Source organism: Collinsella sp. AM17-1 (assembly GCF_003470665.1).
GTDB lineage: Bacteria > Actinomycetota > Coriobacteriia > Coriobacteriales > Coriobacteriaceae > Collinsella.
In genome coordinates, this window is sequence record NZ_QRJZ01000025.1 from 15,089 (window position 1) to 38,049 (window position 22,961).

A 22,961-nucleotide genomic window follows, 5' to 3' on the forward strand; every position below is an offset into this window, starting at 1 on the left:
TGGCCCTCCTCCTGTTACAGATCAAGACAAACTGACAGATAGACAACCCGGCACAAAGAAAGGCTCCCCTCTCGCCCAGTGGACGGGAGGGGAGCCTTATATGTGACCGCGGCAAAAGGATGGCAATACCGCAGTCGCCCAAAGGGAGGGCCTGGATGCACCGGGCCTAGATAAGGTTCTTGCCAGACACCTTATCGAAGAGATGGGTCGCGTTCTTCTCGAACTTAAACCAGATGGAGTCGCCCGCCTTGAGCGCGCCCTTGGCCTCAAGGTCGACAACGGGAATGATCAGGACGAACTGGCCATCGGGAGCGGTCACGTGGACATGCTCGGTCGAACCCATGAGCTCGGTCACCTCGACGGTACCCTGGAGCGCGCCCTCCTCGCCCTTGTCGGCAAGCAGAATCTGCTCGGGGCGCACGCCGGCCGTAATCTCCTTCACATCGCCGCCGTCCCAGTTGAGAGCAAGCTTAGCGCAGGTCTCGGGGGCGAGCGCCACGTTCATATCCTCGGTCTTGACGGTAAAGCCGTTGCCCGAGCGCACCAGCTGGGCATCGAAGAAGTTCATCTGCGGCACGCCGATAAAGCCGGCGACGAAGATGTTCGCGGGATGGTTGAAGACCTCCTGCGGGGTGGCGATCTGCTGGACAACGCCGTCCTTCATAACCACGATGCGATCGCCGAGGGTCATGGCCTCGGTCTGGTCGTGGGTGACGTAGATGAACGTGCCCTTGATCTCGTGGCGCAGCTTGATGAGCTCGGCACGCATCTGGTTACGCAGCTTGGCGTCCAGGTTGGACAGCGGCTCGTCCATCAGGAAGACCTTAGGATCACGCACGATGGCACGGCCGATAGCGACACGCTGACGCTGGCCGCCCGAAAGCGCCTTGGGCTTACGATCGAGGTACTCGGTGATACCCAAGATCTCGGCAGCGGAGCGAACCTTGCGGTCGATCTCGTCCTTGGGGACCTTCTTGAGCTCAAGCGTAAACGCCATGTTCTCGTACACCGTCATATTGGGGTACAGAGCATAGCTCTGGAACACCATGGCGATGTCGCGGTCCTTGGGCGCCACGTCGTTGACGCGCTTGCCGTCGATGAGCACGTCGCCCGAGGTGATGTCCTCCAGGCCAGCAACCATGCGCATCGTCGTGGACTTACCGCAGCCAGACGGGCCAACGAGAACGATAAACTCCTGGTCATGCACGGTGAGGTTAAAGTCTTCCACCGCGAGCACACCGTCCTCGGTAACCTTGAGGTTGTGCTTCTTTTCCTCGGTCTTCTTCTTTTTGCCAAAGAAGCCCTTCTTTTTGGACTCGTTGTTGGGATACACCTTCTGAACATGTTTGAGAACGATCTCGGCCATGTCTCTACCTTTCGATATGCGGCGCCACGCTGAGGGGCGCCGCAGAAACTTGCAAAACAGTTACGGCATCAGCCCTTGACGGCACCTGCCACCACACCGTCGATGATGTACTTCTGGCAGAAGATGTACATGATGACGATGGGGACAACGACCATCATGATGCAGGCCATCATGGGGCCGAGCTCGACGTGGCCGTAGCCACCGCGGAAGTACTGGATCAAGATAGGAATGGTCTTGTACTTGGTGGAGTCGAGCGTAAGGTAGGGCAGCAGATAGTCGTTCCAGACCCACATGGTCTCGAGAATGCCGACCGAAAGATAGGTGGGCTTCATGATGGGGAGGACGATCTTAAAGAACACCTGGACCGGGTTGCAGCCATCAATCATGGCCGCCTCTTCGATCTCGAGCGGGATGTTCTTTACAAAGCCGGCGAACATAAAGACCGCCAGGCCCGCGCCAAAGCCAAGGTAGATAAAGCAGATGTTGAACGGCGTGTTGAAGCCAATGCGGTCCGCCAAATTGGACAGCGTGAACATGAGCATCTGGAAGGGCACGACCATCGAGAAGACGAACAGGTAATAGAAGAAGTTCGAGATCTTGCTGTTGACGCGCACTACGTACCAAGCGCACATGGAGCAGCACACCAAAATCAGAACGACCGACGTGACCGTGATGATGAGCGAGTACATAAACGCCGAGGCAAAGCCCTGCTCGTTAAGAGCGTGCACGTAGTTTGCGAGACCGTTGAACGTCTCGGGCGTGAGCAGATCGAACGCCGTGGTGGTGCTGATTGCGGTCGCTTTCTTAAAGGAATTGAGCGCGATCATAAACACGGGGTAGATCCACGCGAGCGACAGAATCGTAAAGAAGATCGAGAGCGCGCGGTTGATAACCTTATCGCGTTTCATTACTGCTGCACCTCCTTGGACCTCGTGGCCTTAAGCTGGATCATGGAAATAGCAACGACCAGGATGCAGAAGATAACCGCCTTGGCCTGACCGATGCCCTGCCATGCGATACCGGCACGCGAATAGAACGTGTTGTAGATGTTCAGGGCGAGCATCTCGGTGGAGTGCGCGGGGGCGCCGCCGGTAAGGGCGAGGTTCTGGTCGAACAGCTTAAAGCCGTTGGTGATGGACAGGAACAGGCAGATAGTAATCGTCGGCATCAGGTTAGGAATCTTAACCTTCCAAAACGTCTGCCATGCCGTGGCACCGTCGACCTTGGCGGCCTCGATGTAGTCGGACGGAATGGACTGCAGACCGGCGATGTAGATAATCATCATGTAACCAACCTGTTGCCACAGCGTCAGGATGATAAGGCCCCAGAAGCCAGCAGCAGAGTTAAGGGCGATGAGCTGGGCGCCCACGTTGGAAAGCAGGCAGTTGATCAGAATCTGCCAAATGTAGCCCAGCACGATGCCGCCGATCAGGTTAGGCATAAAGAAGATCGTACGGAAGATGTTGGTGCCCTTGAGCGCCTTGCGGGTGAGCGCCTGCGCGATGGCGAGGGCGATCACGTTGATGAGCACCGTCGACAGGAAGGCAAACGCCACCGTAAAGAAGAACGACGTGGCAAACTGCGGATCGGACAATGCGCGCACGTAGTTCTCGATACCGACAAAGTGCGCGTTGTTGATGGTAATAAACTGGCAGAACGAGAGATAGAAACCCTGGATAAAGGGGATCACGAACCCGATCATAAACGCCAGGCACGTGGGCAGCATAAAGAGCGGCCACCAGCGCTTGAGTGCTTTGCCCATAAAAGGGTCCTTTCAATATGCAGGGGGCGGGCAAACCTACGTCTGCCCGCCCCCTGTCGCTAATCAGATAGCTTGGGCAGCAACTGCTTACTCGGAAGCAGCCTTCTCGGTCTTCCAGCCATCGACGAAGGCGTTCTTGACGCCGTCCCACTTGCTGTTGTCGGCAGCATAGGCAATCAGAGCCTGCTTGAGGTTCTTCTTCCACTCCTCAGAGGGGATGTAAACGAAGTCCCAAGCGACGGTCTTCTTGCCGTCCTTGGCCATGGCAACGGCCTGCTGCGAGAAGACGTTGTTAGTTTCCTTGGCGCTCTTGAACGGGGCGGTCAGACCCATCTTGTCAGCGATGATGCTGGTGGCGGTGTCAGAAGTGACGCACCAATACATGAAGTCCTCGGTGGCCTTCTGGGCGTCCTCGGAAGCCTGGGAGCTCACGCACCAGTAGTTCTCGCCGCCGGAGCACAGGCCCTGGTTCTCCTCGCCATCGACGCCGATGTAGATCGGCAGCATGCCGAGCTGGTCGTCGGTCATACCAGCCTTGGTGAGGTCGGCGTAGGCCCAAGAGCCGTTCTGATAGAAGACGGCCTTACCGGTTGCGAACTCGTTGGTGGCGTCGTCGCCGGTCTTGGAGGCAAGCTGCGAAGGATCGCAGGTGGAGTCGGTGATGTACAGGTCGAAGATCTGCTTAAAGTTGTCGAGATACTCGCCCTTGATCTCGTCGTCCTCCTGGTTGTGCTCCTTCTCGAACTCGTAGTAGAGCGGGAGGTTGGCGAGGTGGGTGGTGTAGCGCCAGCTGGAGGAGTCATCCATGCCGGCGGAAGTAAAGGCACCCTCGACACCAAGCTCGTCCTTGCGGGCCTGGATGTCGTCGGCACAAGCCTTCAGCTTGTCGAAGGAGTTGATGTCCTCGGCCTTGTAGCCAGCCTTCTCGAGCAGCTGCTTGTTGTAGATGATGCCGTAGCTCTCCTGGACCCAGTCGATACCCAGATCCTTGCCATCGGACTGCAGAGCCAGGGAGTCGTCAATGAGCTCACCACGGAGCTTGGTATCGGACAGATCGGCGCAGTAATCCTTCCAGTTCTTAAGACCGGTGGGGCCGTTGACCTGGAACAGGGTCGGAGCGGAGCTCTTGGACATCTCGGACTTGAGCTTCTCCTCGTAGGTGTTGGAGGCGGCGGTCACGATCTTGACCTCGACGCCCTTCTCCTTCTTGTACGCCTTGGCGATCTCCTTCCACTCCTTGTCGACCTCGGGCTTGAATTGGAGGAAGTAGACCTCGGCAGCGTCACCAGAAGCAGAGGAGCCGGAGCCGGCAGAACCGCCGCAACCCACGAGACCCAGACCAAGAACTGCAGCCGCGGAACCAGCAAAGCCCAGGAACTGCCTTCTGCTCATTTCGTTCTTCATTACAATCCACCCTTTCACACCGTGGCGGCACCCTTTGCCGCCGCCTTCGGAGATTGGCTCGGGGACTTTGCCCCTTTTGCTGATTCGTACGATACGCTATTTGGCTAGTTGTTTGAACAAGTATTACTAGAGCGGTAGAAAAACTTCGGTGAACGGTAATTTCAACTTGATACTTGACAAGTTTTGTATAAACAATTATTTGTTATTGAATGCAGAGAAAACGCCCGGTCAAGCCGATGCATCGTCGGTTTGACCGGGCGTTTTCTCTTTAAGGGCATGAGTCTCGTCAGGCTGCGAGCTAGCCGGCTATCGCTTGGAATTGACGCGGTAGTGGAAGATCTCAGGATGCGTGCGGGCATGCGTGACCTCGAACAAGATGCCATCCGAGGTGTACGACTGACTCTCCATGACGGCGACACAGTTGTATTTGCCAAGGTCCAAGTAGCTGCAGTCCTCATCGTTGGCAAGCTCGACACTCACCGTACGGCGGCTCGCCATCACTTTGACGCCGCGCTTGTGCTCCAGATAGTCATAGATAGATTCTGCCGCGATCTCGGGGGTCAGACCCTTGGCGATCGACGCCAAAAAGTAGCCATGGTCCACTTGGCGCGCACTGCCGTTGAGACTTCGGACGCGCACCACGCGAATCAACTCCTCGCCCACCTTAAAGCCCAGGTGACGAGAGAGTTGCTCGGTGCAGACCAGATGTTCAAAAGACTTAACGTCCGTCGATGCAACGGCATTGTTGCGCTTTGCAAACTCGCCAAACGACTCAACCTCTTCGAGTGCGCCCAACATGTCGGTTTCGCCCTTAAGCCAAATAACGCGCACGCCCTTGCCGTGTATGGGCTGCACAAACATCCCGTCGGCCAGCATACCCAAGGCGCGACGGACGGTATTGCGAGTGCATCCGAACTCCGCGGTTAGCTCGGCTTCGGTTGGCAACATCTCCTGAAACGCATAGGTCCCATTAATGATGCGCGAGCGTATTTCTCGGTAGATTCCTTCGTATATCGCTTTTGGCATTGTTTCACCTCTAATTAATATGTATGGCTAGGCACGATAGCATTTCTTAGGGTTGTTTAAACCGCCTATCGGTAAAGCGCCAATATTTAACCGTTGACGGTCGCCCCCGCGTTCAGACCCCGCTCATGTAAAAACCGTCGGCGAAGCCGCTTCGCCAGTCCTCTACAATGAGAAATTGTTTAAACGTTTTACCCACGCAAGCGTGCGGCTGTCTGAAAGGACAAAACATGCTGCAAAAAATCCAACGCTTTGGCGGGGCAATGTTCGCGCCCGCCATGCTGTTTTCTATATCAGGCCTCATGGTCGGCGTCTCCGCTCTCGCAACAACCGTCGACATCGTCGGCGATCTTGCCATATACGGAACCCCCTGGTACGTTTTCTGGAGCATCATTCAGCGCGGCTCGTGGACGGTCTTTAAACGTCTTCCGCTCCTTTTTGCCGTAGCGCTGCCTATCGGCCTTGCCCAAAAGCAACCGGCACGCTGCTGCCTCGAGGCGCTCGTGGCCTATTTTGCCTTCTGCTTCTTTTTGAGCGAGATCATTAAGCTGAGCGGAGACAACCTTGGACTTAAGTACCCGTCGTTTTTGACCCCCGCCAGCGGCATCACCATCATCGACGGCATCAAGACGCTCGACACCGGCATTATCGGCCCGCTGGCGGTGTCGGCAACCGTCGTCGCCATCCATGACCGCTTCTACGATGCCAAGGTTCCCGATTGGCTCGGCACCTTCTCGGGTTCCTCGCTGGTCTACCTCATCAGCTTTTTTGCCGTGTTTGCCCTTGCCGCTATCTCGGCCGCCATCGTGCCCTTCGCATACGCTGTGACCGAAACGCTGCGCCACGCACTTGCGGGCGTCGGTCCCTTTGGCGTGGGCATCTTTGTCTTTTTAGAACGAGCACTCGAGCCCTTTGGCCTGCACCACCTGCTCTACATGCCGATCTACTACGACAACCTGGTCATTAACGACGGCATCTACGCCACGTGGAGCAGCTTGCTCCCCATCCTCTCCCATAGCACGCGCCCCCTTAATGAGCTTGCGCCGTGGGCCGGTTTTACCGCCACCGGCTGGGTCAAGCTCTTTGGCCTTCCTGCCATCGCAGCTGCGTTCTACTCCACCGCAAAACCCGAGCGCCGCGCCGGCCTCAGGGTCATCCTTGTTCCCGCCATCATCGCCTCGGTGGTTTGCGGCGTTACCGAGCCACTCGAGTTTCTCTTTATGTTCACCCACCCCGGGCTCTTTTTGCTCTACGCCGTCTTATCGTCTTGCCTTGCCACAACCATGAATCTCTTTGGCATCGTCGGCATCTTCTCGGGCGGCCTCATGGAGATGGCAGCCTTCAACTTTATCCCGCTCATGCGGACGCATACCGGTGCCTATCTTTTGGCGCTCGGTATCGGCCTTGCCTTTAGCCTCATCTTTTTTGTTAGTTTTCGAGCGCTCATCTTGGTCTATGACCTTAAGACACCGGGCCGCGAGGATCATGTCGCCAATCGCACGGCAATCGATTGTTTAACGGGAAGCGACTTTGCCAAAGAGCAATCTCCCAATGACGAGGTCAATAGTCGATCCGATCAAGATCACGTCCTCGCTGAGCGGGTAATTCAACTTTTAGGTGGCGTTGGCAATATCGTGGGCGCAACCAACTGCGCCACGCGCCTGCGCGTCGAGGTCGCAGACCCTTCCATCGTTGCAGACAACGCGTCGTTTGTCGCGGTGGGCGCCAAGGGCCTCATCATTACGGGCAAGACCGCCCAGGTGATTATCGGCATCTCCGTTCCCCGCGTTAAAGAGCATTTTGACCAGATCATGGGCCTCGAGCCGGAATTTGTGCCCACCACCTCGGCCTCCCCTGCCGCCAGCGCAGCCCATAAGCGCGGCGATATTTGCTTCTTCGATATCGACGGAACGCTCGCCTGGCAAGACCCCAGGCTCGCCCAAGACCTTCCCGAAGACGAGCGGGACCTCTCCCCCTATCCCAATGAAGCGGTCTCGCAGGCAATCCGCGATTTCGTTGCAAACGGCAACATGGCCTTTATCTGCACAGGGCGCACCCTCAGTTGCATCCACCCCAAACTTCTTGAGCTGCCCTGGGCCGGCATCGTCTGTCTTGCGGGCGGTTACGCCGAGATCAACGGACACGCAATTCGCGATCTGTCGATGACGCCCAGTATGCTGCTGCGTCTTGCCCCCTATCTTGAGCAGTCGGGCGAAGTCATCCGCTTTGAGGGCCTCAACGGCGTCGTGCGCATGAGCGCCGATGCCCCCGATGCCCCCGGATACGCGCGCACCCTGGGCGACGCAGTCACGCAGCTGCAACATTACAGTGCCTACAAGATCTTGATGTCTACATCGCTCGCCAACCACATCGCTCAAGATAAGGCACTTGAGCCGCTGTTGTGCTTTAACGAGCTCGAACTCGAGGTAACCGAAATCTCGCCCCGCGAATGCACGAAGCGCGGGGGTATCCAGTCTGTACTCGACGCCCTCGATCCCCACCACGGAACCGTATACGGCATCGGCGACGCCAGCAATGACGTCTCGCTGATGAACGCCGTCGATGTCGGTATCGCCATGGGCAACGCGCCGGACTATCTCAAAAAGCGCGCCGACTACATCACCGACTCGGTCGACAAAGATGGCGTCGTCAAGGCGCTCGAGCACTTTAGGCTTATATAAGCAGCCGGCACGCGCACGCGTCCCGTTTCCCCAAATCGCCAAAACAGACGCGCCGGCAACTCCAATGTGGCAATATGGTATCTGCACACCGCAACGATGTAACCCAAGAAAGAATGCGAGAACCCGTGTCCAGTCCGTTTACCAGCTTTTTAGCCCAGCACTTTGACCAGATTAACGACTATCTGGCCACGTTCTTTGACGGACAGGCGACCTCTGCCGATATCGAGCGCTACCTGTACGCGCCGCTCTCGGCTTTTACGGCCAACGCCGGCAAGCGCCACCGCCCGCTTATCTGCATGCTCGCCGCAACCGCAGTGGGCGGTAGCTTTGAGAGCGCCCGCAGCGCCGCGGCAGCCATCGAGCATTTCCAGTCGGGCGCGCTGATCCACGACGACATCGCCGACAACGGACAGCTTCGTCGAGGCAAGCCCTGCATGCACCTTACCGAGGGCACGGGGCTCGCCATCAATTGTGGCGACCTGGCGCTCACCATGGTCACCAAGACGGTTCTCGACGACCCCACGCTGGAGTCCGACGTGAAGCTGCGCGTGCTCCACGAGCTTACCGAGATGATCGTCCGCACCATCGAGGGCCAGGCGCTCGACCTGGGCTGGGTCCGTGACGGGCGCTTTGATATCTCGGTCGACGACTATCTGGACATGGCGACGCACAAGACCGCGTTTTACAGCGGAGCCACGCCGCTTGCTGCCGGAGCCATTATCGGCGGCGGCAGCGAAGAGCAGGTCGAGGCGCTACGCGCCTTTGGCCTGCACACAGGCCTTGCCTTTCAGATTCAGGACGACCTGCTCAACCTTGTTGGCACCGAGGAGGCCGCCAACAAGGACTTCCGCACCGACATCACCGAGGGTAAACGCACGCTCGTTGCCGTGCACGCCCTGTCTGATGAGCGCTATCACGACGAGGTCGAGGCCATTCTTTCCTCGGGCACCGAGGACCCCGCACAACTCGCGCGCGCCGTGGAGATCTTCCAGCAGACCGGCTCCATCGGATATGCTCACGCCTACGCGCTGGACCTGACCGCAAAAGCCAAGGCTGCCATCGAGAACGTCGAGCTTGACCCGCACGCACGCGAACTGTTCCTCTCCATGGCAGATTTCTTTGTGGAGCGCCTCAACTAGCGGGGGTCACAAAACCTGTGGGCAGCGCGTTTGGGTACAAGTTGCTACACTGTTGAGTGCATGTTTATGCATTGTCTCGCGTTGTCTATCCGACACGCGCTCAAAATAGTACGAATCGTACGCCGAAAGGGGTTCGTTCATGGAACCTATTACCACGGGCATGCAGGGAGCAGCCGTCGAGGATGTTCAGTCCCGCCTTCTGCAGCTCGGTTACACCATCGATGTCGACGAGGTCGCCGACAAGCGCTTTGGCACCACCACCGAGCAGGCCGTTGGCACGTTTAGGCTCGATAGCGGCCTTGCGGCCGGTTATGCTGTCGATATCCCCTGCTGGAGCGCCCTTGTAGACGCTTCATACAAGTTGGGCGACCGCACGCTCTACCTTCGCATGCCCAATTTTCACGGCGCCGACGTAAAGGCTCTGCAGCGCGCTCTCAACGTTTTGGGCTTTGCCTGCGGCGAAGACGACGGCTACTTTGGTCCGCATACCGAGGCCGCCCTGCAGCAGTTCCAGGAAAATGTCGGCCTGTTTGCCGACGGCATGGCCTTCCAGGACACCTACGCCTACATCAACCGCCTGCACCATGTGTGGGAGGGCAAGCCCTCGGTCACCGAGGCCGAATCGCGCATCGGCTTTGCCCGCGCGGCCAACGTACTCGAGCGTTTCCAGATTGCCGTCATCGGCGAGGACCCTATCGCGCGCAGCGTAGCATCGCGCATGTGGAACATCGCCACGGCGACGACCGACAGCAGCGGCATGATGCTTTGCGATTCCGAGGTTCCGACCGACGTTGACCTGGTGCTCGAGATCGCAAGCGACGAGTTGCCTGCAGACGCCGCCCCGCGCGCCACGATCGCCCTCGCCGAGTGCCACAACCTGGCCCAGCGCATCCGTACCGCCAATGTTGCCGCACAGCAAAAGCCTGCGCGCATCCGCATCGAGCTCACCGGCATGACGCGCTACAACGGCACCTTTACTGCCAGCGACGCCCAGACGCTCGCGGTACGCCTGCTCGATGGCGTTTGCGATGCCCTCGCAGATTAGGTAAACTAGACGAGTTGCTTTTGGGCAACACCAAACATTGGGACGTAGTTCAACGGTAGAACTCCGGTTTTTGGTGCCGGCTGTTGGGGGTTCGAATCCCTCCGTCCCAGCCATTAAAACTGAGCGCCCTGAGCCCATAACGGCCCAGGGCGCTTTCTTGTGGGCAAGCGGAGAGATTCGAACCCGCAAGGGTGCGGAGCTGAGGAAACGCGAAGCGTTTTCTAGCGCAGCACGCAAGGAGCGAAGCGACACAGCGGGGCGCGGCCGCCGAAAAGGCGGACGCGGAATCCCACCGTCCCACATCAGCCCAGTTCCGAAAAGCGAGCCGCCATCTACAAAGTGCCGTGTGGCCCCGGCCGGCCGGGCATTAAGTTTGTCGCGAGTTCCGCACGCAAAGAAGGCCACTTAATGTGGCCTTCGTCTTGCGCAGGACTGTAGAGCAGCAAACTTAATGCCCGGCCCGCCGGGGCCACACGTCCCTAATTGTTGAGCATGCGGTCGAAGCTTCCCGAGTCGCCATCCCGATAGTCAGCGGTCATCAGAATCTCCTGCGGAATGCGCCCGCCTTCACGTAGCACGTTGCGGAACTGCACACGCGTGACCATGGGCAGATCCTTGATCGTCGCCGCCAAGTTCTGCGGCACGCCCTGGTTGGCAGCCGCGGGCTCGCACTCTCCGCCGGCCTTCACGCGACGCTTGTGCTCGGCGAGCATGGCGCGGTACATGCCAGCATGCAGGCGAATCTCAACCACATTGGCATTGCGAGCCTGCTCGACGATGCGCGCGCCCTCGCGGTCGATATCGCCCACGTAGTAGACGTAGTTAAAGCGATAGCCAATCTCGGCCAGATAATCGTCCAGGGCATGCGAGACGCTCGCCTTGCATCCGCCGCCAAAAATCACGCCGCCCACCTTGATGCCAAAGAGCCTGGCGTGCTTGCGGCCACGCAGCAGCTTGACGATCTCGTCGTAGGTATCCAGGTTCTCAACCATAATGAACGGCTTGTCGGCGCCCAGCGTAAAGAAACCCGTAAAGTGCACGGGGCGGTTGGGGGCGACCTTAATCGCCTGCATGCTGATGCCCTTTTCGGTCATACGCCGAATTAGGCGCTCACCGTGCTTGCCGTCAAAAGCCTTCTCGTCGTTAAAAATCTGGTAGGCACGCTGGCGGCGCGAGGCAACCGGCGTATCGGCACCTCGGTTTTGCTCGATCCAAGCCTGGATGATTGCGATTTCCTCGGCAATCTTGCGGTTGGACATCTCGTTGTGCTGAGTGCGCTGCGGAGCCTTTTTGCCGTCCTTGCCCTCGACCTTTACGATCTGTGTCTGCTGCTCCTTGATCTTAGAGAGCGCCGTAGGCGTAGGGACAACTTTGAGCAGCTGCCTGCCTAAAACGCGGGCAAGGGCAAACGCCGATACCTCGCCGTGGACGGCCGACTCGGGCTGCTGGGCAGCAGCATCTGCTGCGGCAGACTCCGGCTTCTTCTGAGACTTGCGCTTAGAATCGCCTTGGGAATTGCGCTCGCGCTTCGGCATAGACGCCTGCTTCTGCGGACAATCGGACTTGCTCTCCTTCGCCGGCTGGCGCTTAGGCTGCCCCGAAGAAACCTCGGCCTTCGCATCCTCGTCCTGCGGCGTGGTCTTCTCGGCTGCAGTCTCGGCATGGGAACTGCGGCCCCCGCGATGGCGACGGCGGCGAGGCTTGCTCGACGCGCCCTGCTCCGTCTGCTCATCAGTAGGCTGCTCGCCCTTGGCCTCGGCATCAACCTCAAACTGCGGCTCAACAGGCTTCTGTTCGCGAGCCGCCGGCTCAACGGTTTTCTCGGTTTGTTCGGCCTTCTTGTCCTGAGTGGTCGAAGCCGGCTCGCCCTTCTCCTGACGCCTTACGGGATACGCGCGCCTCGCAAAACCACGTCCGGGACGGCATGAACCCGGAGCCTTCTTGGCAGACTCCTCAACATCGTCTGCAGCCTCGGAAGGCTCTTCGACCTCACGCGCGACATCCTGCTGCGCAGCCTTAAAGTGAGCACCGCGACGACGCTGGGGCTCTTGGGCCTCCACGGGCTTTTGCTCCTTCGCGGGCTTCTGCGACTCGGCAGCAACCTCGGTCTCAACAGCCTCGGCATCCGTCTCACCCTTTTGAGCAACGGCGCGACGGAAGCGCTCCTGCTGGGCGCGGCGCTGCGCATCGCGCTTGCCACCCCCGCCAAAACCGCCGCGTCCTGCCTTGGCCGTAAAGGCACGCACGACGTTCTCATCGAGCAACTCATCGGTATCGACATGCTCACGCGGAGCAACTTCTTCCACAGCAGGCACGTCAGCGGAATCCTCGACGACAAAATCTTCGACGGACTCGGCAGGCTGCTCCTGGGCATCGCGGATCTCGACATTGATGGTATAGAACGCCGGGCGCCCGTTAATGCCGCTACCCTCGATCTTGGTCACGATATTAGCCGCGATAAGCTCATCGCGCATCGCCTTGGTGTCGCATTCCTTATCGACGGAGCGGAAAATCTGCGCCAGCGCACTCGACTTAATCTTGAGCGCCTTGCGGCAAAGCAGATCGTAGGCAACCAGCTTGGCACGCTCAGCAGAAAGCGACGTCTGGCTGCTCAGGCGCTCAGCCAGAGCATCGACATTGTTTTGATTATCGGAATATACCGTCTTGGCCACGGGGCCCCTTTCATATGCACACATATACGTCCATATGGTACAACGCACGAGCCTATCCACGCAAAACATCTGCGAGAACGCCCTTGCACCACCTGTTCTCACAAGAAAAAAGACCGGGTCCGCTTGATTGCGGACCCGGTCTTTCCGAGTCAAATAGATGGGAGATTCAACCCGTCCGACCGACTAGGCCTTGGCGGCCTCGGCGTCGGCAGGAGCTTCAGCGGCAGCGGCGCGACCGTACTCGGCCTTGCCCATCTCGGACCACTCGGGCTCCTCGTCAGGCATGGAGCCGGCCTCCTTGCCGAAGAACTCCTTGAGGCAGTTGACGGCGACGATGAGGCCCAGGACCATCAGCAGGACGGCGAAAACGAGCTGCAGGCCCTTGGTGGCGGCGACGGAGACGGCGGCCGTGGTGGCGGTAGCCGGGATGGTGCCGAAGAAGCCGTAAGCCTGGACAGCGGTCATGCAGCCCATGGCGCTCTGGACCAGCGAGGTGAAGGTGCAGCAGAGCAGGAAGGCAACGGGCACGTAGAGCATCCAGCCCTTGCGGCCGGTGCACTTGCAGAACACGGCGAGGGTGATCATGGTCATACCGCCGAGCAGCTGGTTGGAAGCACCAAAGAGCGGCCAGATGTTGGCATAGCCACCAAAGGCAAGGGCGAGACCAGGAAGCAGGGTGACGACCGTGGCGAACCAGGGGTTGCCGAGGACCTTCATGTAGCCGGCCTTGGACTCGATGGCCAGGGCGTCGTTGGTCTGGGCAAAGAACTCGGAGAACGAGGTGCGGGCGATGCGGGCGACGGCATCGAGCGAGGTCAGGGCCAGAGCGGAAACGTTCATGGTCATAAAGACGGTAGCGAGCGTGCCGTCAACACCGAAGGCCTGCATACCGCGGGAGATACCAGCGGCGAAGATCTGGAACGGGGTGGAAGCGACGCCGGCGTTGAGGGCGCCGGTACCGGCGGTGTTCATGTCGGAGAACATGATGCCGGCGACGATGATGGCAAGGATGCCGACGAAGGACTCAACGATCATGGCGCCATAACCGACCTTGACGGCGTCCTGCTCCTTCTCGACCTGCTTAGAAGAGGTGCCGGAAGAAACGAGGCTGTGGAAACCGGAGAGAGCACCGCAAGCGACGGAAACGAACAGGACCGGGAACATCATGCCGGAGGCAGTGGAGAAGCCGGTGAAGACCGGAGCGGTGATGGTGGCCTGACCGTTGACGCCCAGGACGACGATGCCGAGGACAGCGCAAACGATCATGACGATCATCATGATGGAAGTGAGGTAGTCACGCGGGGTCTTGAGCATCTGGATGGGCATGGCGCCAGCAAAGACCAGGTAGACCATGACGACGGCGAACCACTGGAACTTATCCAGGTAGACCGGGAACTGCATACCGACGGCGAACATGAGAACCATGAGGACCACGCCGGTGACGAACTCGGCGGCACCGGTGAGGTTGAACTTCTTCTGGGCCCAACCAAAGGCGATAGCGACGAAGGTGAACAGGATGGAGATGGTGCCAGCGCAGCCAGCGGCATAGGACTTGGTGAAGTCGATGGCACCGGTAGCGGCGCCAGAAGCGTCAACGGCCGGGGTGAACATGAACGTCTTGCAGACCATGTCAGTGAAGGCGGCGATGACGATGATGCAGAACAGCCAGCAGAACAGCAGGAACAGGCGACGGCCGGTCTTGCCGATGTACTTCTCGATGAGCTGAGCGAGCGACTTGCCGTTGTTCTTCATCGAAGCGTACAGAGCACCAAAGTCGTGGACGGCGCCAAAGAAGATGCCGCCGACGAGGACCCAGAGCACGACGGGCAGCCAGCCAAAGGCCATGGCGACGATCGTACCCGTGACAGGGCCAGCACCGCAGATCGAGCTGAACTGGTGCGAGAACGCGGTAAAGGCGGAGACGGGCGAGAAGCTCTTGCCGTCCTTCATGCGCTTGGCCGGCGTGAGGGCCTCTTTGTCAACGCCCCACTTGTTGGCCAGCCAGCGGCCGTAGCCCAGATAGCCGCAGGCGAGCACCGCCGCGGCCACAACCATGAGCAAAACTCCGTTCATTACATTTCCTCCTTTAAAAAGAACTTCCTAGACATAAAAAATGAGGGCCGTCGGTTGCGCTCGACGGCCCTCATCTTCATCAGCCGCCCGTTATCGTACGGGCTAGCTGTATGTGCTAACCCGCATCAGATAATTACTACGCTGATAATGTTTAGCTGATGCGTGAACATGTCTAAGAAACCCTCTTCAATCATGATGTGAACGATCCGTGCGTGTTCACATCCCCCAGTGGATGAAAAGCAGTATGAAACTTTAGTTACCTAAAGTCAACGCAAATATGTAATGAATTTTCAACTTTTTTTGAATTTCTCGGTATAAAACGACACTGACCTCGAACTTTACCCAACAAAAGTTTTTGCATGAGAGATGCCCCTCGGGAGCGAGCGGGCGTATACAAGGTTTCCTGCTCTACAGTCCTGCTCGCACGGAGAGCACATTAAGTGCTCTCCGGCTCGTGCGGAACTCGCGATAAACCTTGTATACGCCCGCTCGCTCCCGAGGGGCTTCCATCCCAAATGCGGAGCAAAGCTCCGCATGCCATCTTTTCTTTCAGCTAAAGCCCGCCGGAAATTCGACGCTGGCTTGTTAACCTTGCTGGACGTTGTCGACGCCGATCCAGCTCAGAAGCTATATCGATACAGAAAGGTCCCCGGCGCTGCCCGGGCGCCAGCGGCCGCATATGAACTTTATCGCGAGTTCCGCACGAACAGGAGGCCACTTAATGTGGCCTCCGTCGTGAGCAGGACTGTAGAGCAGGAAAGTTCATATGGGGCCGCCGGGCCGGTCAGGGCCGGGGACCGCACCCGTACGACTACAGCGTCATGTTTGGATCGGCGTCGACGTCGAACGACGAGATTTCACCTCGGTCGAATTTGCGGCGGGCGACCTCCGCGATCATGGCTGCGTTATCGGTACAGGCAGACAAGGGCGGCACCGTTACGCGGATCCCCTGACGCCCAAGCTTCTTGATCATCATCTCGCGCAGATGCGGGTTGGCCGAGACGCCGCCACCGATGCAGTATTCCTTGCATCCGGTAGCGTGCAGTGCGTTTTTGGCCTTCTTGTACTGCACGTCAAAGACAGCTGCCTCAAACGAAGCCGCCAGATCGGGCAGGTGAATCGTGCGCCCGGCCTTGGTCTCCTGCTCGATGTAGAGCGTCACCGCCGTCTTGAGACCCGAAAGCGAGAAACGATAGTCTCCCCTGCTGTTAAGCGCACGGGGGAAATCGATCGCCTTGGGGTTGCCCGTCTCGGCCAGCTTGGAAATGATGGGGCCACCGGGATAGCCCAGACCCAACGCCTTGGCTACCTTGTCGAAGGCCTCGCCCACAGCATCGTCGAGTGTCTCACCAAGCACCTCGTAGTCGCCCCATGCCTTCACGTGCACGAGCATGGTGTGCCCGCCCGAGACAAGCGTGAAGATGAACGGCGGCTTGAGGTCGGGCTGCGCCAGCAAGTTGGCAAACAGGTGCCCCTCCAGATGGTTGACGCATACGAGCGGCTTACCGGCAGCGTAGGCAAAGCCTTTGGCAAAGGCAACGCCCACCACAAGGGCGCCCACCAGGCCCGGACCCTGTGTCACGCCCACGGCGGCAAGCTCGCTGGGAGCGATGGCTCCACCCTCAAGACCAAGCGATGCTGCAGCATCCTCGAGCGCCGCATCCACGACACTCACAATCACCTCAACGTGTTTGCGCGAGGCGATCTCGGGCACCACGCCGCCAAAGCGGGCATGGAAATCAATCTGTGTCGACACCTGGTTGGCCAGCATATTGCCATCCGCATCGATAATCGCCACGGCCGTCTCGTCGCAGGAACTCTCGATGGCAAGCACTAGGCGGCGGCGCTCAATTTCGGCACGCTCCCCCTTGGAGCGCCTAGGCGCAGGCAGCGGCCATACGCGCTGCTCGGCTGCCGTCGGCTCGGGCGAGGCGTTATCGACCGGAAGCACCAGGGGCAGCGGAGCCGTCATGACGATGGCATCCTTGCCGGCACCATAGTAGCCGCGGCGCCGTCCTGCCTCGGTAAAGCCCAGAGCGTTATAAAGCGCGATCGCTCCCTCGTTGCCATCCTCGACCTCGAGCGAAGCCGTGGTGCAGCCGAGCATCTGGGCATCATAGCTCACATGCGACAGCAGCTTGCGGGCAATGCCCTCACGGCGATGTGCCGGGTCGACGGCGACATCCAGAATCTGCACATCACCGTCCACGACCATACCGCCGGCAAGGCCCAGCAGCTTGCCGTCGTCGTGTGCCACCCACCAACTACGCGGCGCAGCGACGTCCTCGCCTAGTTCGGACAGGAACATGCCCGGCGTCCACGCCTCGTGTCCGGCACCTTCAAAGCAAGTAGCCTCCAGCGCGCTCGCGCCCTCGGCATCCGCCGCGCCCATGGGACGGAACTGCAGATGACGACCGGCGAGCTCATCGGCAACGCCCGTAATTTCACTCTGCGCACTCTCGGCAAGACCAAGACGCTTGCGCTCGTTTTCCTCGGCATCCGAAAGGCGCGTGTAAATCGGCAAGACGCGGGCCGGATCGCCGTCACCCGCAGCGTGCGCGAGCAGCAAGCCCTCGCCCGAAGGCCACCACAGGTCGCGCTCCACGCAGCGGGCGGCCTCGTCCTCACCCAGCAGCTTGCCATAGCGCACGAGACCGTCACCGGTCAGCTGAACCTGGTCCCAGTCCGCTGCTCGGCGCCACTCATCGAGCGCCACGGCGGCCTTGACCACGTGCTCGCGCTCAAATTGACGCTCGGGACCCTCATCGACCAGCATATACAGCGCCGGATATACCTCACCGCGCATAGCATCGGCCAAGATACCAAGCTTGCCGCGCACGCCAGCCTTCCACGCCGTCCAAGCGTAAGCGTCGAGCGTCGACACGCCCAGCAGCGGAACATTGGCACCACGCGCGAGGCCCTTGGCAGTGGAGATGCCGATGCGCACACCCGTAAAGGACCCCGGGCCGCGGCCGACCACATAGCAACCAACATCGCTGCGATCCAGACCGGCTTGAGCCAGCACGCCATCAACGGTATTCACGAGCTCAACGTTGGCGTGACGGCGACACATGTGGTCGCCACTCACGAGCTTCGTCTCGCCCGTCTGCCCATCAATCCAGCTTGCCGCGCAGGCAAGCATGTCGGTCGAGGTATCGAGCGCCACCACCAGCGCGTTGTCGTTATGCAAGCTCATCTTGTACAGCCTTATCAATCAAATGGGAAAGCTCCATTGCGCGGTCACCGTGCGCCTCAAGCGTTATCGTTCGCACATCGCTGTCGCCCTCATCACGCTTGAGCGTCACCGAAAGATACTCATCCGTCAGCTCGTCCTGGAATTGTTCGCCCCATTCCAGCAGGCAAGCACCCTCATAGCCCAGCACATCGAAAATACCCGTATCCTCGAGCTCGTAGGCATGCTCCAGGCGGTATAGGTCAAAGTGAAACAGCGGAATACGACCTTGATCGTGAACGGCCATGAGCGCGAACGTAGGGCTCGTAACCATATGCCCATCGCCCAGCCCGCGCGAGACGCCCTTGGTAAAGTGAGTTTTGCCCACTCCCAGGCCACCGGTCAGGATGAGCACATCGCCGTCCTCAAGGCACGGTGCAATTAGCTCGCCAAAGTACTCTGTATCGGCAGCGCAAGTCGTTTTGTAAGTACCTACCCCCAGGCGCTCCAGGGACATACATGCTCCTTATTATTCCGAGGCGTCCTCTGGCGCGGGATGTCGCTCCAGATAGTCGCCCAGCATCTTAAAGTCTTCCTCCAGCAGCTCCTGCCACGCCGGATTGCGTAGCGCTGCTGCCGGATGGAACGTGGGCATCACCACAAAGTGCCCCATCTGATGGAACCTGCCGCGCAGCTTGGTAATGCCGATCTCGGTCTTGAGCACAAAGTGCGTTGCGGGGTTGCCGAGCGTCACGATGATATCGGGCCAGATGCTTCGAATCTGCTCGCGCAAAAACGGTGAGCAAGCCAGCACTTCCTCGGGGCGCGGATTGCGGTTTCCCGGCGGGCGGCACTTAAGCACGTTGGCAATGTAGACGTCTTCGCGTTTGAGCCCCGCCAGCGACAAAATGCCGTTGAGGTCCTCGCCTGCCGCCCCCACAAAGGGCTCGCCCTGCAAATCCTCATTGCGGCCCGGCGCCTCACCAATAAACATCACGCGAGCGCGGGGGTTTCCCACGCCAAACACGATATTGTGACGCGACTGGTAGAGCTGGCAGAGGTGACAATCGCCCAGAACGGCCTCGATCTCCTCGAGTGCGACCTCACGTGGTGCCTGATGGGTATGGCCGGGGATGTGCATGACGCCCATAGCGGCTCCTACACGTAGACCTTGTCGAGACGCATGCCAAAGCCGCAGGCGACCTCGTAGTTAATCGTTCCGCGCAGTCGAGCCATCTCGTCCATAGTGATCTCGGCATCGCCATCGCGGCCGACAATGATCATCTCGTCACCATACTCGGCCTCGGGAATCTCGTGTGCCGGGTTGGACTGAATGGCGACCATAAACTGGTCCATGCAGATATTGCCCACCTGACGCACACGCTCGCCGCGATACAGCACATCCATACGATTGGAAAGCGTACGCGATAGGCCATCGGCATAACCGATCGGCAGCGTGCAGATCTGAACGCGCGTACGCGGTACGCGGTAGGTAAAACCGTAGCCCACGCCCTCACCCATCGCAGGGTGTGCCACGCGCGTCACACGCGCATGGACGCTCATAACGGGATCAAGCTGCATCACGCGGCCACTCAGCTCGCACGGCTGCATGCCATACAAGCCAACGCCGGCGCGGATCATATCAAAATGCATCGAGGGGTCGAGCATCGAGGACGGCGTGTTGGCGCAGTGCACGATACCGCACTCAAAACCCGCATCCTTAATGGCCTGAACGGCCTCGGTAAAGCGCTGGCACTGCAGCTTGTAGTCCCAGCCCGAAGGTTCATCGGCCGTGGCGAAGTGCGTAAATACGCCGTCGCACTGGATGCCGCGATGGAAACTGATGCCGCGTACAAAGTCGAGCACCTGCGTGTAGTGAACGCCGATACGATTCATGCCCGTCTCGATGGCAAGATGGTACTTGCCCACTTTGCCCGCCGCGACGGCACATTCGCCATACGCAAGAGCAAAGTCAGACGTATAGACCGAGGGCATGATATCAAACTCGAGCAACGTCGGAATGGCCTCGATAGGCGGCTCGCTTAGAATCAGGATGGGCTTAGTAATCCCGCCCTGACGGAGCCCAACGCCCTCGTTGACCGTCGCCACGGCAAACATGTCGGCACCGGCCGAATACATGATCTTGGCACACTCAACAGCTCCATGACCATAAGCATCGGCCTTGACCACGCAGCACAGGCGCTGACGCGGATTCAACAAGTTCTTATAGGCCCTCGTGTTGCGACGGAGCGCCCCGCGGTCGATCTCGACCCAGGACCAGCGCGTCAAATCGGCTTTATTCATGATTAGTCATCCGACCCTTCGTCCATGATTCCCAGATCTTCGAGCGCATCCTTTGCCGCCAGCTCCATGGCAGGACCGATCAAGTCGATAAGATCGGTCGCGATAACGCTCTTCTCACCATACTCCGTCGCCGCAGCAAAACCGGCGTAGCTGTGAAGTGCGACGGCGTACGAATACAGCAGCTCCCAACGATCCATCTCGTCGCGCATGGTGGCAAGCGTGCCGGCCAAAATACCCGCGAGAACATCACCAGAACCGGCAGTTGCCAGAGAAGCCGGACCCGAGAGTGGCAGCAGCACGCGCTCAACGCCACAGATAGCCGTCGTCGGCCCCTTGGCTATGACCACCAGATTGTCGGAGCCTGCAGCCCAGACAACCTTCTGCGCAGCTGCAATCGCGGTACCAAGGTCGTTCACCTCGTCACCGGCAACCAGACGCGAAAGCTCACGATAGTGCGGCGTCATAACCAACGGCTGCTCGCGACGATACATCTCGGGGTTACTATCAATACCGTCAATGGCAATCTTAGCAAGGCAGTTAAGTGCATCGGCGTCCAAAATTAGCGGTACATCAAGCTCGAGCAAGCCCGAAACCACCTGCATAGCGCCAGCAGACGTCGTCATACCGGGACCGCACAGCACGCAGCTGTACTTCTTTGCGATCTCGCACACCGTCATGCGCGCAGCGGCGCCAAAGGAGCCGCGCGAATCAGACGGAATAGCAAAGACCGGAATCGAAGGAAGTGCCATGCGAATGAGATTGGCACAGGCGTCAGGAGCCGCGACTGCCACGTAACCAGCACCCGCGCGAGCTGCAGACTTGGCCGCCATAATGGCAGCACCAGGATATTGCGCAGATCCGGCGACAATAAGCACAGAGCCACGGGAATACTTATCGATATTCGATGGTAGCGGAGCAAAGTAGTCAACTAAGTCACCGGGCTCGACAATCTCGGCGGCGTGGTCGACATCATCGATGACCTCGTCAAGACGGTCGTAAAGATTGCCGCAGATCAAATCACCAGCATACTCAGGGCCATCAGCGCTATACAGACCAATCTTGGGCGCAATCATCGTCACCGTGCGCTCGGCACGAATGCAGTCGTCATCAACAACGCCCGTCTCGGCATTCAGGCCCGAGGGGACATCAATGGATACGACACAATCGGCGCATTCATTGACCGTAGGAATCCAAATGGAGAACGGCGCACGCAGATTCCCGTGGAAACCGGTACCAAAAATGGCATCGACAACAACATCCGCCTTATCGATCAAAACCTCGAGTTCGTCACGCGAGGGGCCGACGCAAACGTGCACATCGCGGCCGGCAGTACGGCGAGCAACATGACGTGCCAGAGCAGCAGGAATCTCATCCGGCTCAACCGGAGAAACGATATCAACGTCCACACCCTTATGGCTCAGGATATCGGCGGCAACCCAGCCGTCGCCGCCGTTATTACCAAAACCGACCAGAACGAGAACTCGATCGGGATTGAGCTTCAAGACCTCGTTGGCGGCAAACTCGCCCGCTAGCTCCATAAGCTCGGCCTTCGAAGTCCCTTCGCGTTCGATGATATCCTCGAGACGAACGACTTCTTCGGTACTCAAAACCGGTTTCATCTATGCTCCTAGCGTATCTTGCGAAGCATCGCCCAGGTGCTCCGTCAATGCTGAATTCTGCAGCTGCTCAAGCTCATCTAAAACAGAGCGAGCCTCTTTAAATGTCTGCGCAACGCGTTTCTTGTTGCTCACTTTTTCTTCCTTAGGCTTAGGTCGAGCATCCTCGGTGATTGCAATGGCATTAGCGACAGCCAAGTCACCCGTAAGGGTAATAGAAAGAGCGACCTCGACAACACCCAAATCCTGGGCGATTTCGAGAGCACGACCAGAAAGCAGAGCCTTCGGTTTGCCGAGTTTATCACGCGTTACCGAAACATCCTTGCGGCCCACGCCTTGACTAAAACCCGTGCCGAGAGCTTTAAGCACCGCCTCACGCGAGGCAAAGCGGCTCGCATAGTGAGCAGCGGGACGCGATGATGCATCGCAATACGCGCGCTCTTCTTCGGTAAACACACGCCGAGCAAACGACGGCGTCTTTTCAAGAATTGATTTCATGCGGGAAATCTCGACGATATCAACGCCGATACCAGCTTCAGCCATGTTCACCTCCATATCGCACAGACTAAGTTATTGTAGCCCGTTCACAGAAGAAGCGACAAACGAGGGTTATAAAACACAGCTACTATGTGAGACAAATTGCCCGAGATACAAAAAAGGGGGAGGCCGCGAGGCCTCCCCCTTCTTCAATCTCGATGACGGCT

The 22,961-nt window shown here is 58.9% G+C and carries 16 protein-coding genes and 1 tRNA gene; 4 read left to right on the forward strand and 13 right to left on the reverse strand.

Features of this window, described 5'->3' with window-relative positions:
- Window positions 1-166 precede the first annotated feature (166 nt).
- The 5 genes from DW195_RS09510 to DW195_RS09530 form a co-directional block, all read right to left on the reverse strand.
- Window positions 167-1,366: an ABC transporter ATP-binding protein gene (locus DW195_RS09510; protein ID WP_118206553.1), complete on the reverse strand. Its 1,200-nt coding sequence runs from the start codon at window positions 1,364-1,366 to the stop codon at window positions 167-169.
- Window positions 1,367-1,434: 68 nt separating this feature from the next.
- Complete coding sequence (locus DW195_RS09515) at window positions 1,435-2,274, reverse strand: carbohydrate ABC transporter permease (protein WP_118206554.1); 840 nt, start codon at window positions 2,272-2,274, stop codon at window positions 1,435-1,437.
- On the reverse strand, window positions 2,274-3,128 hold the full coding sequence (locus DW195_RS09520) for a carbohydrate ABC transporter permease (protein ID WP_117759387.1): 855 nt from the start codon (window positions 3,126-3,128) through the stop codon (window positions 2,274-2,276). The genes DW195_RS09515 and DW195_RS09520 overlap by 1 nt, the downstream gene beginning before the upstream one ends.
- Window positions 3,129-3,215: 87 nt before the next feature.
- Window positions 3,216-4,532 carry an ABC transporter substrate-binding protein gene (locus tag DW195_RS09525; RefSeq protein WP_118206555.1) on the reverse strand — a complete coding sequence of 439 codons (1,317 nt, stop codon included), beginning with the start codon at window positions 4,530-4,532 and terminating at the stop codon, window positions 3,216-3,218.
- A 306-nt stretch (window positions 4,533-4,838) separates the two neighbouring features.
- On the reverse strand, window positions 4,839-5,558 hold the full coding sequence (locus DW195_RS09530) for a GntR family transcriptional regulator (RefSeq protein WP_118206556.1): 720 nt from the start codon (window positions 5,556-5,558) through the stop codon (window positions 4,839-4,841).
- Window positions 5,559-5,785: 227 nt separating this feature from the next.
- On the opposite strand from DW195_RS09530, the gene DW195_RS10450 reads away from it, so the two are divergent.
- The 4 genes from DW195_RS10450 to DW195_RS09550 all read left to right on the forward strand — a co-directional run bounded on the left by DW195_RS10450 (window position 5,786) and on the right by DW195_RS09550 (window position 10,533).
- Window positions 5,786-8,236: a PTS transporter subunit EIIC gene (locus DW195_RS10450; RefSeq protein ID WP_158567935.1), complete on the forward strand. Its 2,451-nt coding sequence runs from the start codon at window positions 5,786-5,788 to the stop codon at window positions 8,234-8,236.
- A gap of 125 nt (window positions 8,237-8,361) precedes the next feature.
- Complete coding sequence (locus DW195_RS09540; protein ID WP_118206557.1) at window positions 8,362-9,375, forward strand: polyprenyl synthetase family protein; 1,014 nt, start codon at window positions 8,362-8,364, stop codon at window positions 9,373-9,375.
- A gap of 139 nt (window positions 9,376-9,514) precedes the next feature.
- Window positions 9,515-10,420, forward strand: coding sequence for a peptidoglycan-binding protein (locus DW195_RS09545; RefSeq protein WP_199576353.1), 906 nt, complete (start codon window positions 9,515-9,517; stop codon window positions 10,418-10,420).
- A 38-nt stretch (window positions 10,421-10,458) separates the two neighbouring features.
- Window positions 10,459-10,533, forward strand: a tRNA-Gln gene (locus DW195_RS09550).
- Window positions 10,534-10,899: 366 nt separating this feature from the next.
- Here DW195_RS09550 and DW195_RS09555 read toward each other — a convergent pair.
- The 8 genes from DW195_RS09555 to acpS form a co-directional block, all read right to left on the reverse strand.
- Window positions 10,900-13,092 (reverse strand): hypothetical protein, encoded by a 2,193-nt coding sequence (locus tag DW195_RS09555; RefSeq protein ID WP_158567936.1) that lies wholly within the window; start codon window positions 13,090-13,092, stop codon window positions 10,900-10,902.
- Window positions 13,093-13,275: 183 nt separating this feature from the next.
- Complete coding sequence (locus tag DW195_RS09560; protein ID WP_118206559.1) at window positions 13,276-15,165, reverse strand: carbon starvation protein A; 1,890 nt, start codon at window positions 15,163-15,165, stop codon at window positions 13,276-13,278.
- Window positions 15,166-15,976: 811 nt separating this feature from the next.
- Complete coding sequence (tsaD, locus tag DW195_RS09565; RefSeq protein ID WP_118206560.1) at window positions 15,977-18,361, reverse strand: tRNA (adenosine(37)-N6)-threonylcarbamoyltransferase complex transferase subunit TsaD; 2,385 nt, start codon at window positions 18,359-18,361, stop codon at window positions 15,977-15,979.
- Window positions 18,348-18,854: a tRNA (adenosine(37)-N6)-threonylcarbamoyltransferase complex ATPase subunit type 1 TsaE gene (gene tsaE, locus DW195_RS09570; protein ID WP_006235849.1), complete on the reverse strand. Its 507-nt coding sequence runs from the start codon at window positions 18,852-18,854 to the stop codon at window positions 18,348-18,350. Before tsaE ends, tsaD begins: the two co-directional genes overlap by 14 nt.
- A 12-nt stretch (window positions 18,855-18,866) precedes the next feature.
- On the reverse strand, window positions 18,867-19,487 hold the full coding sequence (locus DW195_RS09575) for a uracil-DNA glycosylase (RefSeq protein ID WP_006235848.1): 621 nt from the start codon (window positions 19,485-19,487) through the stop codon (window positions 18,867-18,869).
- Between the two features lie 8 nt (window positions 19,488-19,495).
- A complete protein-coding gene (gene alr, locus DW195_RS09580; protein WP_118206561.1) occupies window positions 19,496-20,641 on the reverse strand; it encodes an alanine racemase in 1,146 nt (381 codons plus the stop codon).
- 2 nt (window positions 20,642-20,643) lie between these two features.
- On the reverse strand, window positions 20,644-22,260 hold the full coding sequence (locus DW195_RS09585) for an NAD(P)H-hydrate dehydratase (protein ID WP_082435564.1): 1,617 nt from the start codon (window positions 22,258-22,260) through the stop codon (window positions 20,644-20,646).
- Window positions 22,261-22,800 carry a holo-ACP synthase gene (gene acpS, locus DW195_RS09590; RefSeq protein WP_055252164.1) on the reverse strand — a complete coding sequence of 180 codons (540 nt, stop codon included), beginning with the start codon at window positions 22,798-22,800 and terminating at the stop codon, window positions 22,261-22,263.
- Between the last annotated feature and the right edge of the window lie 161 nt (window positions 22,801-22,961).